Below are 14,299 nucleotides of genomic sequence, written 5' to 3'. Positions count from 1 at the left end.
CTTCACGCGGCGCAGGTGAAGTGCACGCCCTCCACCCAGCCGAGCGCGGTGAGGGCCGCTCGAATCTCATCGCGGATGCCGCGCACGCCCACCGCCGCGATGAGGTGCGTGTCCTCGGGCGGCGCTCCCAGCGACTCCGGTGCGTCCACCGGAATCCCGTGGATGCGCGTGCCCACCTTGCGCGGGTGCACGTCGATGAAGCGCTCCACCCGCGCTCCCTCCGCCAGCAGGAAGCGCGTGAGCGTGAGCCCTCCCGGTCCCGTTCCCCACACCGTCAGCGGCCTGCTCCCCACCTCCCGGCTTCGTGCCAGGTAGCGCGCCTTCACCCAGATGAATCGTTTGTGCGCATACCTCGGGTCCGTGCGCGTCAGCCGCTCCGTGCCGTCCCTCCAGCGCAGCAGCACCTCGGGCAGGTTGTGCATCCCGTGGCCCCGGTGCATCAGCTTCAGCCACAGGTCATAGTCCTCCGGGAAGTCGCCGTGCTCCCATCCTCCCGCCGCCACCACCGCCTCCCGCCGCAGGCACACCGAGGGGTGGCAGATGGGGCTCTCCACGAAGCGCTCGCGGTACAGCCGCTCGGGCGTGGTGAGCCCGTTGAGCCACGCCGCGTAGTCCCTCATCGACGGGCTCACCGGCTGATCCTCCCGGAACATCTCCACGCCCGTGCCCACGCCTCCCAGGCCCGGGTCCGCTTCCAGGGCCGCGACGCTCGCCTCCAGGCGCCGGGGCAGCGCCTCGTCGTCCGCGTCCATCCGCGCCACGTAGGGCGAGGTGGCATGGGAGAGGGCGAGGTTGAGCGCGGCCACCAGCCCCCGGCCGCCCCCCTCCAGCACCTCCACCCGGGCGTCCCGCTCCGCCAGCCCGTCCAGCACCGCGCGCGTCCCGTCCGTCGAGCCGTCGTCCACCGCGAGCACCCGGATTTCACGCAGAGTCCCTTCGAGCAGGCTCTCCACGGCGCGGGCCACGGTGCGCTCGGCGTTGCGGGCGGGCAGGAGGACGGTGACGACCGGAGGCGGCATCCTGTGTAGACTGCCCCACCCATGGGTGGCGTGAGAAACGGCAATGCCCCGTCCGGGCCGGGCACCGGCGTGTCCGAGCTCGTGGAACGGCACCGCCAGAGCGCCGCGCGTCTGCTGAAGGAGGGCCATGCCGCCCGGGCCTTTGGCGAGCTGGTGCGCGCCAGCCGGACCCTGCCCATGACGTCGCGCCTGGCCTCGGTGCTCGTCACCTTCTCGCTGCACGCGGGGACCGAGCCCGCCGTCATCGCGCTGCTCTCGTCCGCGCTCGGCAACACCCGCGGGGAGACGCGCCGCGCCGTGCGGCTCCAGCTCGCCCGCGTGCTGCGCCGGGTGGACCAGCTCCCCCGCGCCGTCGAGGCGCTCCAGGCGCTCGTCGACGAGTCCCCCGAGGACCGCCGCGCCCGCCGGTTGCTCGACGTCCTCTTCCGCCGCCTCTCGCGCCCCGGGGACGCGGAGACCGAGGCGCTCGCGGTTCCCATCGTGCAGGGCGAGGCCCTCGTGGAAGAAGTGGAGGAGCCGGTGCCTGGAGATCGGAGCGAGACCGTCGAGTTCTCCTCGCCCTGGCTGGAGGACGAGCACACGGTGGAGGCCTCGGGCCCGCTGGATTCGCGCTTCGTCCCGCGTGCCCCTGCCGCCCCGGCGCCCACGCCTCCGGCGCCCGTCGATGATCGGCACCGCACCATCCTCGAGCTGGCGTTGCCCGAGGTCTGGGCGCAGATCGAGGAGGAGGCCACCGTCGAGGCCTCGGGTCTGCCCTTCGGGGTCGCCGGGTCTCCTGCGTCCGCGCCCCGGGATGACTCCGTGGGGGACGCCTCCAGCCACCGGCGCACGACCCTCGAGATCTCCGAGCGTTTTCCGGAGGACGAGGAGACCTCTACCGACGCGCCCGTCACCCGGCTCGAGTCCCCGCTCGTTCCTCCACCCGCTGGAGCGGCCAGGACGCCCTCGCCCATTCCCTGGAGCGGCGACGAGGACACCGAGCCCTCCCGGGCCTTCGTGCCCCGGCAGGAGAACCCCGAGGAGACGCGTCAGGAGGCCCAGCTCATCGCGCGCCGGGCGTGGCGCGAGCTGGCGCAGTTCTACCTGGACCGTGCCGATGCCACGAAGGACCTGGCCGTCCGCGCGGAGACCCTCACCCGGCTCGCCGAGCTGCTGGAGAACGAGCTGCAGGACCTGGCGGGCGCCGCCCGGGTGTACGGGCAGATCGTCGCGCTCACCGGAGACCATGCCGCGCTCGCCGAGCAGGTGCGGCTCGTGTCCCAGCGCACCGATGGCGATGACTGGGTGGTGTGGCGCGTGCTCGACGAGGCGGTGCAGCGCGCGAGCAACCCCCGGGCCCGTGCCTCCGCCTTCCTGGCTCGCGGCGAGCGGCTGCTGTCCACCGGAGAGACCGCCCGCGCCCGCGCGGACTTCGAGGCCGCGGTGGCCATCTCTCCCCACTCGCTGCCGGGGTTGATGGGGCTCGCCCGGTGTGTCCCGGAGGCGGACCGTGCCGGGGCCGCCGAGCGTCTGCGCGCCGCGCTCGCCGCCTTGCACCGCCGCACGCCCCACCGCGCCGAGGGACTGCGGTGCCTCGCGGAGCTGGCCGGAGGGCCGCTGGCCGATGCGCGGCTCGCCCACTGGGCCTGGTCGGAGGTGCTCGCGGAGGAGCCCGAGGACATCGACGCGCAGGACCACCTCCTGGAGGTGACGCGGCGGCTCGGCGACAAGGCCGGGTTGAGCCGCCTGCTGCGCGCCCGCCTCGCCCGCGAGCCGAGGGGACTGGCCGCGCGCAAGGTACGGCTGGAGCTGGTGGCCACGCTGGAGGCCGGAGGCGAGCGCGACGCCGCGCTCACCGAGCTGCGCCAGGCGGTGCGCTTCGAGCCCGGTCACAAGGAGGCGTGGCTGCTGCTGGTGGACCGGCTCATCGCGCTCGGGCAGAACGGCGAGGCCGCGTGGGGGATGGAGCACGCCGCCACCGCCACCGAGGATGATGAGCAGCGGCTCGGCGCCTGGGAGCGGCTGGCACGCTTCTGCCGGGAGGTGCTCGGAGACGCGGCGCGCGCGCAGGTGTACGCCAACCGGGCGGAGAACCTGCGCAAGGCCATCTCCGAGCGCGCGGCGCCCGTGCCGCACCCCGAGCCCCCACGCAGCGCCGTCCCCAAGCGGGAGTCGAGTGGCGGCACGCGCACCCATGTCCTCATCCCGCCGCCGGGGGCGGTGGAGCTCACGCCCACTCCGGCCGCGGCGTTCCTCGCGCCTCCCGAGTCCGCGCCCACGGTGCTCGAGATGCCCGCGGTGACGGTGCCCGTGGCGCCGGGCCGTCCGCCTCCGCCGGCCCGGGAGGCCGCGCCCCCGAGCCCGCCTCCGCCCGAGCCCGAGGAGCCGCCCGACGCGCCGATGCCCGTGGAGAGCACGCGCTTCATCGCCTGGGAGGCCCCGCCGGGGAAGATGGGCCCCGTGCGCCGCCGGGCCCGAGGCCCTGGCTCCGTCTCCTCGCCCGAGCCGCTCACGCCCTCCACGTCCACCCGGCAGGCGCTGGCTCCGGCCATGGCACCTGCGTCACCCCAGCCCCCGGCTCCGGCTCCGGCTCCCGCCCCCGTGGAGGGGACGCGGCCGGCGGCCATCGAGCGCGTGCGCGAGCGGCCCCTGGACGCGGCGGCCTACCGGGAGCTGTCGGCCTTCTTCGTGAACCGGGGTGACTCCGCGCGCGGCTCGCTGATGGCGGAGGTGGCCGCGGCGCTCATGGGGGAGAAGGACGGCGTCCCCCGGTTCCCCCGCCGCACGCTCACGCCCGAGGAGCGCGCGGGCCTGCGCCACCCCGGCCTGCGCAACCCGGCGGGCGAGCTGCTCGCCTCCGTGGGCCAGGCGCTCGTCCGGCTCTTCCCCTCCTTCGGACGGGCCTCGGGCTCCTCCGAGCCGCTCCGGCCGGACTCGGGCCCTGGCGCCCGGGCCGCCCTGGAGGTGCTGCAGTCCGTGGCCCGCCTCCTCGACGTGCGGCTCCCGGAGGTCTTCCTGTCCGAGGACGACGGGCCGCCGTTCTCGCTCGTGCACCCGGGCGCCCCGCGCGTGCTGGTGGGGCGGCTCGCGGTGCGCCAGGGGTTGCCGGAGCCGGAGCTGCGCTTCTTCGCCGGACGGGCGCTGTCCTGCCTGGGGCCGGATCTGCTCGCGCTGCGCTGCCTGAAGAAGGATCAACTGTTGCGCGCGGTGGCCATTCTCGCCTCGGTGCTGCGGGGCGGGACGGAGTTCGGCCCCGAGTCCCGGGTGGTGCGCGAGGCATTGCACCCCAACGCGCGGGCCCGGGCGCTGACGCTGCTGGAGTCGGCCCAGCGGGAGTTCGACGCGGCGGCGCTCGCGGAGGCGGCGAGGCACTCGGCCAACCGCGCGGGGCTCGTCGCGTGTGGCGGCCCGGGGACGGCGGTGGCGGCGCTGCGGGCGCTCAAGTCCAGCGAGCAGGAGCTGGTGGAGCTGGTGCGCTTCTCCGCCTCCGAGCGCTACCTCCCGCTGCGCAGCTGACGGCTCACTGCACCTGCATCTTGAGGGTGAGGGCGACGAGCCGTCCGTTCTCTCCGCCGAAGTCATGGCGGTACGCGATGTCGATGCCACCACCGGGCGTCAGCACGCCGATGCCCACGCCGAGCTGGGAGGAGCGGGTGAAGCCATCCCAGGTGTAGCCGGCGCGCAGGGGGAAGCTCTGCCCGAGCAGGTACTCGAGGCCGCCGCTGTAGGTGAGCGTGGTGCGGCTGTGGGTTTCGAAGTCGGCGCGCACGTCGGCGGCGAGGGTGAGCAGGCCGGCGAACACTCCGGCGTGGGCCGAGTAGTAGCGGGTGAGCTCGGCGTTGCCGGTGCCGATGAGGTTATGGGCGGAGATGCCGATGGAGATGACGGGGGCGGGGCGGAAGAGGATGCCGGCGTCCCCGGTGATGGCATTGGCGAGCCGGGCGCCGCGCAGCAGGAGGTAGCGCGAGGAGACGCCGACCATGAGGCTGTCACTGAAGGGGATGGCGAGGCCCACGGTGTTGAGGTGGCCGGTGGCGCGCTCGACGCCCTTGCCGAGGGAGACGAGCTGGTAGCTGACCCCGGCGGCGAGTGCGCTGGTGGACGAATCGGCGAGGGCGACCATGCCGAAGGCGTCCTTGCCCACCCAGTCCCAGGCGCCGGTGAGCTCGACGCGGTAGGTGCGGAAGGCGGCGAGGGCGGCGGGGTTGCCGGTGCCGGACTCGGCGCCGACGCCCAGGGCGCGCCAGGCTCCGCCCATGCCGTAGGCGCGAGCGCTCAGGATTTCACGCAGGTCCTCGGCGCGGGGCTGTCGCGAGGTATCGGATCCGGAGTCCTCCTGGGAGTGGGCCAGGGGGGCGAGCAGGAGGACGAACAGGAGCGTCAGACGGTGCGACATCCGCATGGAAGCGCATCCTAACTGCCTTGATGGAGGGGAGGGCCATCACTAGATTCGCCGCCCCATGAAAGAGCCATTGAACCGCAAGAGCGTGAAGCGCGCCGCGGCCGTGTTGGGAGTGCTGGCGGCGATGAGCGCGGGAGCGTACGTGCTGCCTGGCGGCTCCATCCTGCGCCGGATGGTGGCGGCGCGCGAGGAGTTGCCGTCGACGACGCTGAAGGCGGACGGCTCGCTGCACTTCTACGGGCCGGTGGTGAACGAGGCGGGAGGAGCGCTGGGGTTGCCGACGGACCGGCCGGAGCTGGAGGCGGACGGGACGGTGTACATGCGGCTGCCGGGCCGATGCCGTTTCGAGGCGAAGGCGCGGGAGGGCAACACGGTGGCGGCGGTGTCCACGGAGGGCCGCAAGCGGGTGGAGGGCACGGAGATTCCGGCGCTGTCCGAGGCGGTGCGGCAGCTGTGCGCGGTGCTGGGAGTGCGAGCGGAGTCGGCGGTGGAGGGGCGGGAGGTGGTGGAGACGCACCTGCGCTCGCTGGGAATCGAGCCGCGCACGACATCGCTGGCGCGGTTTGGCGGCGACGTGGTGTACGTGCTGGGGCAGCAGGGCGAGGGGAAGCCGCAATTCTGGGTGTACAAGGAGGGCTTCCGGCCGGCGCGGCTGAAGTACAAGGACGCGAAGGGAACGGCGTGGGACGTGCGTTTCCTGGACTACAACTCGCCGGTGACGGGCGAGATGTTGCCGCGGAGCATCGAGGTGTGGCGCGGAACGGACCGGGTGATGCGCTTCACGGTGCTGGCGGGAGACACGAGGGCGAAGCTCGCGGACACGCTGTTCTGAGCAAGAACCCCCAAGAACCCCACCAAGAACCTCACCCCACCAAGAACACCACCCCACCAAGAACACCAGGTCCCCCAAGAACCCCTCTCCCTTCGGGAGAGGGACGGGGTGAGGGTACCCGGGCCCCAGGTTGAGCCCGAGTCCCCGAGAAGCGGTGCTCAGCCGACGACCAGGTTGATGATGCGGCCTGGGACGTAGACGAACTTCTTCTCCGTCTTGCCCTGGGTATGCGCGAGGACGTTGGGATCGTTGGCGATGGCGGCGCGGACATCGGCCTCGGTGGCATCGCGGCGCAGCTTGACCTTGCTGCGCAGCTTGCCGTTCACCTGCACACCCATCTCGACGACATCGTCCACGGTGAGTGCGGGGTCGTAGGAGGGCCAGGGCTCATAAGCCAGACTCTTGGTACCCCCGAGCCGCTCCCACAGCTCCTCGGCGAGATGGGGAGCGAAGGGAGACAGCAGGAGCGCGAACGTGCGGGCGGCCTCGAGCGGCACGCGAGGAATCTCCGCGAACCGGTTGGAGAGGATCATCAGCGCGCTGACGGCGGTGTTGAGCCGCAGCGCCTCGATGTCCTCGCCGACCTTCTTCACGGTCTTGTGCAGCAGCCGGAGCGACTCCTCATCCAGCGTGGCCTCGGCGGCCCCTGGCTCGTCGCGGACGAAGGCGAGGGTATTCCAGGCGCGGTCGAGGAAGCGGCGGACGCCGGTGACGCCCTGGGTCTGCCAGGGCTTCACGGCCTCGAGGGGGCCCATGAACATCTCGTAGACGCGGAGCGAGTCGGCGCCGTGGCGTTGGACGACCTCGTCGGGGTTGACGACGTTGCCGCGGGACTTGGACATCTTCTCGTTGTTCTCGCCGAGAATCATTCCCTGGTGGACGAGCTTGCCGAAGGGCTCGGGGTGCGAGACGACGCCGCAGTCGAAGAGGACCTTGTGCCAGAAGCGGGCGTAGAGCAGGTGGAGCACGGCGTGCTCGGAGCCGCCGACGTACAGGTCCACGGGCATCCAGGCGTCATAGGCTTCCTTCGAGAAGGCGGCCTGGGTGTTGTGCGGATCGATGAAGCGCAGGTAGTACCAGCACGAGCCGGCCCACTGGGGCATGGTGTTCGTCTCGCGGGCGAACCACTTGCCGTCCTTTTGGAAGAAGCGCCAGTCGAGCGCGCGGGACAGGGGCCCAGCGGGGTCATCCGAGGGCTTGAAGTCCTCGAGCTCGGGCAGGCGCACGGGCAGCTCGCTCTCGGCCACGGCGATGGGCTGGTCGTAGCGGACCGTATGTGGATGCTTGCGCGGATCCGTGGAGCCGGCGGGCAGGTCCACGGGGAAGTAGACGGGGATGGGCTCGCCCCAGTAGCGCTGGCGGGAGAAGACCCAGTCGCGCAGGCGGTACTGCACGCGGCGAGTGCCCAGGCCCTTCTGCTCCAGGTGGGAGATCATCGCCGCCTTGGCCTCGGGCGTGCGCTGGCCGTCGAGGAACCCCGAGCGGACGGCGACGCCTTCGGCGGTGAAGGCCTCGGTCCAGGAGGCGGTGTCGTGGAGCTGGCCGTCGGGCGAGACGACCTCGGCCACGGGCAGCCCGAAGGCGCGGGCGAACTCGAAGTCGCGCTCGTCGTGCGCGGGCACGCTCATGATGGCGCCGGTGCCGTAGGAGCCCAGCACGAAGTCCGCCACCCAGATGGGAAGCCGCGCGCCGGTGAGGGGGTGGAGCGCGTAGGCGCCGGTGAACTCGCCCGTCTTCGTCTTGGTGAGCGCCGTGCGATCCATGTCGCTCTTGCTGATGACCGAGTCGCGGTAGGCGAGCACCTTCTGCCGCTGCTCCGGGGTGACGAGCGACTCGAGCAGCGGGTGCTCGGGGGCGATGACCATGTACGTGGCGCCGAAGAGGGTGTCCGGGCGCGTGGTGAAGATGCGGAGCTTCTCGGAGCGGCCCTCGAGGGCGAAGTCCACCTCGGCGCCCTCGCTGCGGCCGATCCAATGGACCTGCTTCTCCTTGGTCTCGGGCCAGTCGAGCCCCTGGAGCTCCTGGGCGAGGCGGTCCGCGTAGGCGGTGATGCGCAGCGTCCACTGGCGCAGGGGGAGGCGGACCACGGGGTGGCCACCGCGCTCGCTCTTTCCGTCGATGACCTCCTCGTTGGCGAGCACGGTGCCGAGGGCGGGGCACCAGTTCACGGGCAGCTCGGCCTGGTAGGCGAGCCCGCGCTCGAAGAGCTTGAGGAAGATCCACTGCGTCCAGCGGACGTAGGCCTCGTCGGTGGTGGCGAGCTCGCGCGACCAGTCATACGAGAAGCCGAGCGACTTGAGCTGCCGCTTGAACGTGGCGATGTTCTTGGCGGTGGTCTGGGCGGGGTGGGTGCCGGTCTCGATGGCGTGCTGCTCGGCGGGGAGGCCGAAGGAGTCCCAGCCCATGGGGTGGAGGACGTCCACGCCGCGCATGCGCTGGTAGCGGGCCACGATGTCGGTGGCGGTGTAGCCCTCCGGGTGGCCCACGTGCAGGCCCGAGCCGGACGGGTAGGGGAACATGTCGAGGATGTAGGCCTTGGGACGGCCCGGATGACGGCGGGCCTCGAAGGTCTTCTCCTGCTCCCAGCGAGCCTGCCACTTGGGCTCGATGGACGAGGGATCGTACTTGGGACGCTCTGTGGACATGGCGGCCGTATGTAGCACGACGCTCGGGGAGACGCCGTCCTCCGTGGTAGGGGTTGTCCAAGCGCTCGCGCGGGAGGGGTCATGTCCGAGGAAGACAGGCAGCGGTGGAACACGCGCTACCGCGAGCAGCAGGGGACCCGGGAGCCCTCCGCGTTTCTCCGCTCCCTGGCGGAGCAGTTGCCGAGTACGGGCCGGGCGCTCGAGGTGGCGGGAGGGGCCGGGCATGACGCCGTGTGGCTGGCGAGGCGCGGACTGGAGGTCACCCTGACGGACGTCTCGGATGTGGCGCTCGAGCGGGCCGCGGAGAACGCGCGCGCGGCGGGCGTGTCCCTGGGGGTCCAGCGGCTGGACGTGGAGACGGAGCCGCTGCCACCCGGGCCCTTCGCGCTCGTGCTCTGCGTGAACTTCCTGTGGCGGCCGTTGTTCGCGGAGGTCTCGAAGGTGCTCGCGCCGGACGGGCTGTTCGTCTTCGCCCAACCGACGCGGAGCAACCTGCAGCGGCACGCGCACCCCTCGGCCCGTTTCCTGTTGGAGGACGGCGAGCTGCCCGGACTGCTCCAGGGGTTGGAGATCGTCTCGTACACCGAGGGCTGGACCGGGGAAGGGCGGCATGAAGCCCGCCTGGTGGCGAGGCGGGCGGGGGGGTGAGTCGAGGCCCGGGCGCCATGGTATGAGGCGGCGATAGGAGACCTCATGGATTTGCTCTGGAGTCCGGTTGGAATCGGCGTGCTGTGGCTCGTGCTGCACTGCGCCGACTACCTGCTCACCATCGCCACGGCGAGGCTGAAGGCGCGGGGAGAGATCGGGAAGCGGGTGGAGATGGGGGGCAGCTACGAGCTCAATCCCCTCTTCGTGCAGGCGGTGGAGAAGGGGCAATGGGTGTCCAGGCGGTTCGTCCTGACGCTGGTGTTCGGGGCGCTCGTGTTGCCCCTGGCGGTGGCGTACTTCGACTGGGTGGCGGAGATGGGGGCGGAGGGTATTGGTGGCCTGTCGGAGGCCGTGTGTGGCGCGCTGGTCGTGACGCGCTTCGCGGTCATCTCGGTGCACCTGCAGAACCTCATGCTCTTCCGGCGGATGCTGCACGTGCCCGAGGCGGCGATCGTCAGCGTGCGCTACGACCGGGGCACGGTGATGATGATGACCCGCGCCCGGAAGGTGGAGCTGGCGGCCTTCTGCGCGATCACCGCCCTCGTGAGCGGCCGGCCCTTCTTCGTGGGGGGCTTCGTGGCGACGCTCGGCCTCGTCGGCATGCTGTTCCTCTGGGGCCGTCGTCAGGTGTCCACCCCGCGGGCCTCCAGCTCCTCCGCGCCGAGCGCCTAGTGGAGTGTCCTGGCTGGCCAACCACAACCTGGAACTGGCCAGCGCACAGGTGGGTGGCGCTGCTGGGTGCCGTACTGCTCTCCACCGGCTGCGTCACGCTGGCGCCGCGACAGGGCAGCTGCACCACGGAGGCTGGCGACACGCCCGCGGACGAGGTGGCCAGTGCGGGGCCTCTTCTTCCCCAGGGCCCGCCCTCGTGCGGGGGGCAGGCCGTGCCCCCGGGCTGGCCGGACTTCTCCTCCAGTGACAGCGAAGCACTGCTCGCCCCCTTCCTCACGTGCACCTCACCCGCCGAATACGTCGCGCTGCAGGAGCGCGTGGACATGCCCCGGCTGGTGGAGTCGCTGACGGACTGGGATGCCGTGCGGCTCGGCTCGCTGGGGCCCGTGCGAGAGGACGCCGCCGGCCTGCTCAACCGCAAGCGCCTCGCGTTCATCCTCCACGCCACCGGCACGTATGGAGTCGCCCATGCCGAGGTGTTCGTCCGCTACCTCCTCGACTCGGCCCATGACGATGAGCTGCGGGAGCTTCTCTTCTGGCTGGCCCGGGACAAGCAGCTGGAGACCACGCTGGGGCGGATGCCCAGGGCCCGTGCGGAGCTGGAGGCGCGAGGCCTGAAGCTCTCGGCCCGTCCGGACAGGGACTTCCAACCTGGGGACCTGATGCGAGGGGCAGGCCGTGCCGCATCGGACCTGCTCACCCACGAGCAGGAGAAGAATGCCTGGTACACCCACTACGCCCGGCAACGAGGACAGCTCCCACTGTCCTACCAGGAGGACCTCGACGAGGTGGAGCGGGAGGCGGCGCAGCAGCACTACTCTGCGGGCAACGTGCTGCTGGGCAGCGTGGACCAGGTCACCTTCGGCGTGCCGCTGGGCTTCTACTACCTCGCGGCGGGGACGGGTCACGGGCTGTCCTCGCTCTCGCGGGGCGAGTACGAGCAGGCCGTGCGCGAGCTGACGCCCCTCGCACTGCTGGCAACCCTGTACGCGGGTGGCAAGGGCGTGCGCACCGTCTACGAGTCCCGGGGAGCGGCAGCTGGACTCCAGGGGGGACTCGCGACGGTACGGGCACGAGTGGGTCTGCTCGCGGAGAAGACGCGGCAACTGCAAGCGCAGCTGGGCACGGGCATGGAGGGACTGCGGGAGCTGGCCCGGTACATCCAAGCCAGACGCGAGGCGGGCCGCTTCGTGGCCGTGGGAGGAATGGACGCCGCGCTGGCGCTCTACGAAGCGCGGGGGAACGTAGCCAGGGCCCGGCCGCTCATGTCCAGGGCCAGGCCCGGAGCCACGGGAGCCCCACCCGTGCGCCAGGGCACCCTGGCCTCGCTGGTGGACGAGGGGGTGGGCCACACGCGGGAGGTGGTGGAGGCGAAGCTGGCGGCGGTGGAGTGGGAAGCCACGGGCCCGCGCCTGCCCACGGACACGCGGGTGCTGAAGCAGCACCGCCCGGCCCTCGATGCCCCGCCACCCGAGGTCCAAGGCAATCCACGCTGGCGCGAGTACGTGGACTACTACGAGCGGCGCCTGAGCGAGGTGGAGCAGGGCAAGGCCAGCAAGGGCCCGCTGAGATGGGAGGGTTATGAGCAGTTGCGCGGGTGGTTTGCCCGGGGGCTGGCCTTCGAGCGTGACATGGTGAAGCTGCTGCGAGAGGACGCGGCGAAGCCTCGGGCCGAGCGCCGCTTCCTCGGGGACTTCAACAAGCCCCGCATTGAAACACAGGTGGGCGTGAGAAAGCCGGGCACTGGTCTGCGCTTCGCGGATGTGCTCGTCATCGAGGAAGGCGCGCTCGGCGGAGGGCCACGGCGCGTGGAGACGTTCAGCTTCAAGAGCCGAAATCTCGCGCTCCCAGAAGAAGTATTGCAGGCGCAGATGAAGGCGGACGCGAGAGAAGCTCTGCGGAACTACGGCGAGACGCTGGATGTCCGCCGAGACTCTCTCCAGCCCCTCTTGCCAGGGGGCAGTGAGGTTCAAGTCCCCAGAGTACGACTCATCTACGAGGGGGGCGAACTCATGCCCAAGGATGCCAACATGTTGCAGCGCGCCGTGGACGCAACCGAGGGCGCGGTTCCAGGAGTCGAGGTGGTGTTTCAATGAAGCCGCTGAGCACGCACGAGCTGAAACCGGAGGATCGCCTCCGACTCGAGTTCGACAGTGCCTTCGACCAGAAGGCTGCGCTGGAAGGACAGCTGGAGCCCTTTCTCCAGGCACTCGAGGAGCACGCCGACGGGTGGATGCCAGACGTTGTCAACGGCAAGCGGCAACGAAAATACTCTCGCCCTTCGTTTTGGAAGGCCCTGGAGGAGCGGCGCGACGAGAACACGACAGGCCTCGGGCTCTATCGCACGAAGTGGCCCGCGTTGGACATGTCGCTCAGTCTCTGGTTCCCGCCGCTGCCTCCCAATCTGGGAATCTTCATCAACGTGAAGCCCCTCTCCTTCTTCGCGGAGGCGGAGCGCTGCCACCGCTTCGTGGAAATGGTACGAGCCTGGGCTTCCCATCATCCCGTCACGCATGCCGTGGCTCACAGCGCCGATGACATGATACTGGCGGGCTTCCCCAGCTTTGGCCGCGACAACAAGACTCGACGCAGAGACGGGTTCGACAAAATCTATGAGGTGTGTTGGCTCAACGTCTTCGGCCCCGAGCTGGTGGAGACTGTTGGCCGCGAGCGCATGCTGTCCACGCCGGCTCACCGGGTGGAGGAACTCCCTAACGGCTCCGTCCTCCTGGTGACGTGGCCCACCGTGGCGGACTTCGCCAGCAAGGAGGCTCGGCTCGCGCAGGCCCGTGCCCACGCCCACCTGCGGCCGGACCTCGACTTCGACACCGTGCTGCGCAGCTTGCATGAGCGCAGTGCCAGACTGGCCCCCGTGGAGCCCCGCTTCCACCCGGACCTGGCCCCCCTGCTTTCGAGGGTGGTGGATCAGGCCACCAGTTACGAGCGCCAGCGGAGGATTGCCGAGCTCAACGCGTGGCGCCCTCCTGAGCCCGAGGAGTGGCGCCCCGCCGACTCCGCTCTACCTCCGGACGTGGACAACCCGGAGCGCTCGCTCGAGCATTACAGCGACCTGGCCGAGCACCTCGTGGCGCTGCTGCACTCGGAGGTGCCCTCCGTCTTCAAGGCGACGCCCGAGTCGCTCACGGATGCCGACTTCTACTTCTGGCGCGAGGAATTCCCGAAGAGCCGCCTACGGGAAGCCATCGACGAGCACGCGGTGCCCGCCATTGGCGCGTACCTGGGGGAGGTGCTGGTGCGCAACCTGGGCGGCCGGTGGATTCCGCGCCAGAGGCTCGAGGAGGCCCAGGTGCTCGTGGGCAACCGCGTGTGGTTGCCCTTCGTCCGGGCCCGCAACTACATGCGCTCGCGGCAGTCGCTGCTGGACTACTCCCTCACCTGGCTCTACCGCGTGGCAGAGCGGCACCGGGGCTGAGCAATGAAGCGATACAGTGCGCGCATGCCCGCGCCACATGCGCCCACTCGCACTGCCGCCCTTTTCGGGAACGGCACGTTGCCGGAGAGGAGGGTGTGTTGGCGCTTCGGGGACAAGGTGTACGCGCTGGCCGAGGGCGGCACGCTGCTGTTTCCGGAGGCGGACGGGGCATTGCGCCCGGGTGCCTTCGCCTCGCTGGGCCTGGGGGTGGGCAATGCGCGATGAGGCGTGGGCGCGCAGGTGGGCGGCGCTGCTGGGCGCCGTGCTGCTCTCCACCGGCTGTGTCACGCTGGCGCCGCGACACGCTGTCAGCACCGCCGAGGGCCCCCGCGCTCTTTCCATATCGCGAGCAGCGGGGGTCAGTACGCCCGAGTTCGAGACGCCCACCCCTCTTGCTTCCACGGAGGCGGGCGAGCACGCCCTCTCCGCCGAGATGGGCGCGCAGGAGCGGCTGCACCGCCGCAGAAGCGCCCGTGGACTGGGCCCGGACGCGGCCCTGGTGAGCGTGGGTGAGGCGCCCGCGTACGAGGAGCCCAGCGCGAGGCCTTCCCCGCAGGAGCCGCCCTCGTGCGGAGGGCAGGCCGTGCCCCCGGGCTGGCCCGACTTCTCCTCCAGCCGTGACGAACTGCTGGCGCCCTTCCTCACCTGTACGTCGCCCGGGGAAGTCCT

10 protein-coding genes and 1 pseudogene are annotated in these 14,299 nt (G+C 71.2%); 8 read left to right on the top strand and 3 right to left on the bottom strand.

The genetic code is table 11. From position 1 onward, the window contains the following. Positions 1–2 precede the first annotated feature (2 nt). A complete protein-coding gene (locus AC16DP_RS02575; RefSeq protein ID WP_329731680.1) occupies positions 3–1,019 on the bottom strand; it encodes a glycosyltransferase in 1,017 nt (338 codons plus the stop codon). A gap of 21 nt (positions 1,020–1,040) precedes the next feature. Between AC16DP_RS02575 and AC16DP_RS02570 the strand changes: the two genes are divergently transcribed. Beyond that, positions 1,041–4,514: a hypothetical protein gene (locus AC16DP_RS02570; protein WP_329731679.1), complete on the top strand. Its 3,474-nt coding sequence runs from the start codon at positions 1,041–1,043 to the stop codon at positions 4,512–4,514. A 4-nt stretch (positions 4,515–4,518) separates the two neighbouring features. On the opposite strand, the gene AC16DP_RS02565 is transcribed toward AC16DP_RS02570, so the two are convergent. Next, the gene (locus AC16DP_RS02565) at positions 4,519–5,400 is read right to left on the bottom strand and encodes a PorV/PorQ family protein (RefSeq protein WP_329731678.1); all 882 of its coding nucleotides are present in this window, start codon (positions 5,398–5,400) and stop codon (positions 4,519–4,521) included. Between the two features lie 58 nt (positions 5,401–5,458). On the opposite strand from AC16DP_RS02565, the gene AC16DP_RS02560 reads away from it, so the two are divergent. Next, entirely contained in the window at positions 5,459–6,232 is a 774-nt protein-coding gene (locus tag AC16DP_RS02560) for a hypothetical protein (RefSeq protein WP_329731677.1), read from the top strand. 158 nt (positions 6,233–6,390) lie between these two features. Here the strand turns inward: AC16DP_RS02560 and leuS are convergent, their stop codons facing one another. Then, complete coding sequence (gene leuS / locus AC16DP_RS02555) at positions 6,391–8,877, bottom strand: leucine--tRNA ligase (RefSeq protein ID WP_329731676.1); 2,487 nt, start codon at positions 8,875–8,877, stop codon at positions 6,391–6,393. A gap of 81 nt (positions 8,878–8,958) precedes the next feature. On the opposite strand from leuS, the gene AC16DP_RS02550 reads away from it, so the two are divergent. From AC16DP_RS02550 to AC16DP_RS02525, 6 genes and pseudogenes are all read left to right on the top strand, one after another. Beyond that, entirely contained in the window at positions 8,959–9,525 is a 567-nt protein-coding gene (locus tag AC16DP_RS02550) for a class I SAM-dependent methyltransferase (protein WP_329731675.1), read from the top strand. 45 nt (positions 9,526–9,570) lie between these two features. After that, entirely contained in the window at positions 9,571–10,197 is a 627-nt protein-coding gene (locus tag AC16DP_RS02545) for a hypothetical protein (protein WP_329731674.1), read from the top strand. Positions 10,198–10,250: 53 nt separating this feature from the next. After that, positions 10,251–12,293 (top strand): hypothetical protein, encoded by a 2,043-nt coding sequence (locus tag AC16DP_RS02540; protein WP_329731673.1) that lies wholly within the window; start codon positions 10,251–10,253, stop codon positions 12,291–12,293. Next, positions 12,290–13,630, top strand: coding sequence for a hypothetical protein (locus tag AC16DP_RS02535; RefSeq protein WP_483956608.1), 1,341 nt, complete (start codon positions 12,290–12,292; stop codon positions 13,628–13,630). Before AC16DP_RS02540 ends, AC16DP_RS02535 begins: the two co-directional genes overlap by 4 nt. A 93-nt stretch (positions 13,631–13,723) precedes the next feature. Then, the gene (locus AC16DP_RS02530; RefSeq protein WP_483956610.1) at positions 13,724–13,855 is read left to right on the top strand and encodes a hypothetical protein; all 132 of its coding nucleotides are present in this window, start codon (positions 13,724–13,726) and stop codon (positions 13,853–13,855) included. Further along, positions 13,845–14,299: pseudogene (locus AC16DP_RS02525) on the top strand (hypothetical protein); the annotation flags it as partial. The gene AC16DP_RS02530 and the pseudogene AC16DP_RS02525, both read left to right, overlap by 11 nt.

Source organism: Archangium sp. (assembly GCF_057119385.1).
The sequence above is the reverse complement of the archived record's forward strand: the minus strand, read 5'-3'. Positions and strand labels throughout refer to the sequence as shown.

Coding starts and splice junctions, on each gene's coding strand:
- AC16DP_RS02575 (WP_329731680.1), bottom strand. CDS start 1,019: ATGCCGCCTCCGGTCGTCACCGTCCTCCTGCCCGCCCGCAACGCCGAG.
- AC16DP_RS02570 (WP_329731679.1), top strand. CDS start 1,041: ATGGGTGGCGTGAGAAACGGCAATGCCCCGTCCGGGCCGGGCACCGGC.
- AC16DP_RS02565 (WP_329731678.1), bottom strand. CDS start 5,400: ATGCGGATGTCGCACCGTCTGACGCTCCTGTTCGTCCTCCTGCTCGCC.
- AC16DP_RS02560 (WP_329731677.1), top strand. CDS start 5,459: ATGAAAGAGCCATTGAACCGCAAGAGCGTGAAGCGCGCCGCGGCCGTG.
- leuS (WP_329731676.1), bottom strand. CDS start 8,877: ATGTCCACAGAGCGTCCCAAGTACGATCCCTCGTCCATCGAGCCCAAG.
- AC16DP_RS02550 (WP_329731675.1), top strand. CDS start 8,959: ATGTCCGAGGAAGACAGGCAGCGGTGGAACACGCGCTACCGCGAGCAG.
- AC16DP_RS02545 (WP_329731674.1), top strand. CDS start 9,571: ATGGATTTGCTCTGGAGTCCGGTTGGAATCGGCGTGCTGTGGCTCGTG.
- AC16DP_RS02535 (WP_483956608.1), top strand. CDS start 12,290: ATGAAGCCGCTGAGCACGCACGAGCTGAAACCGGAGGATCGCCTCCGA.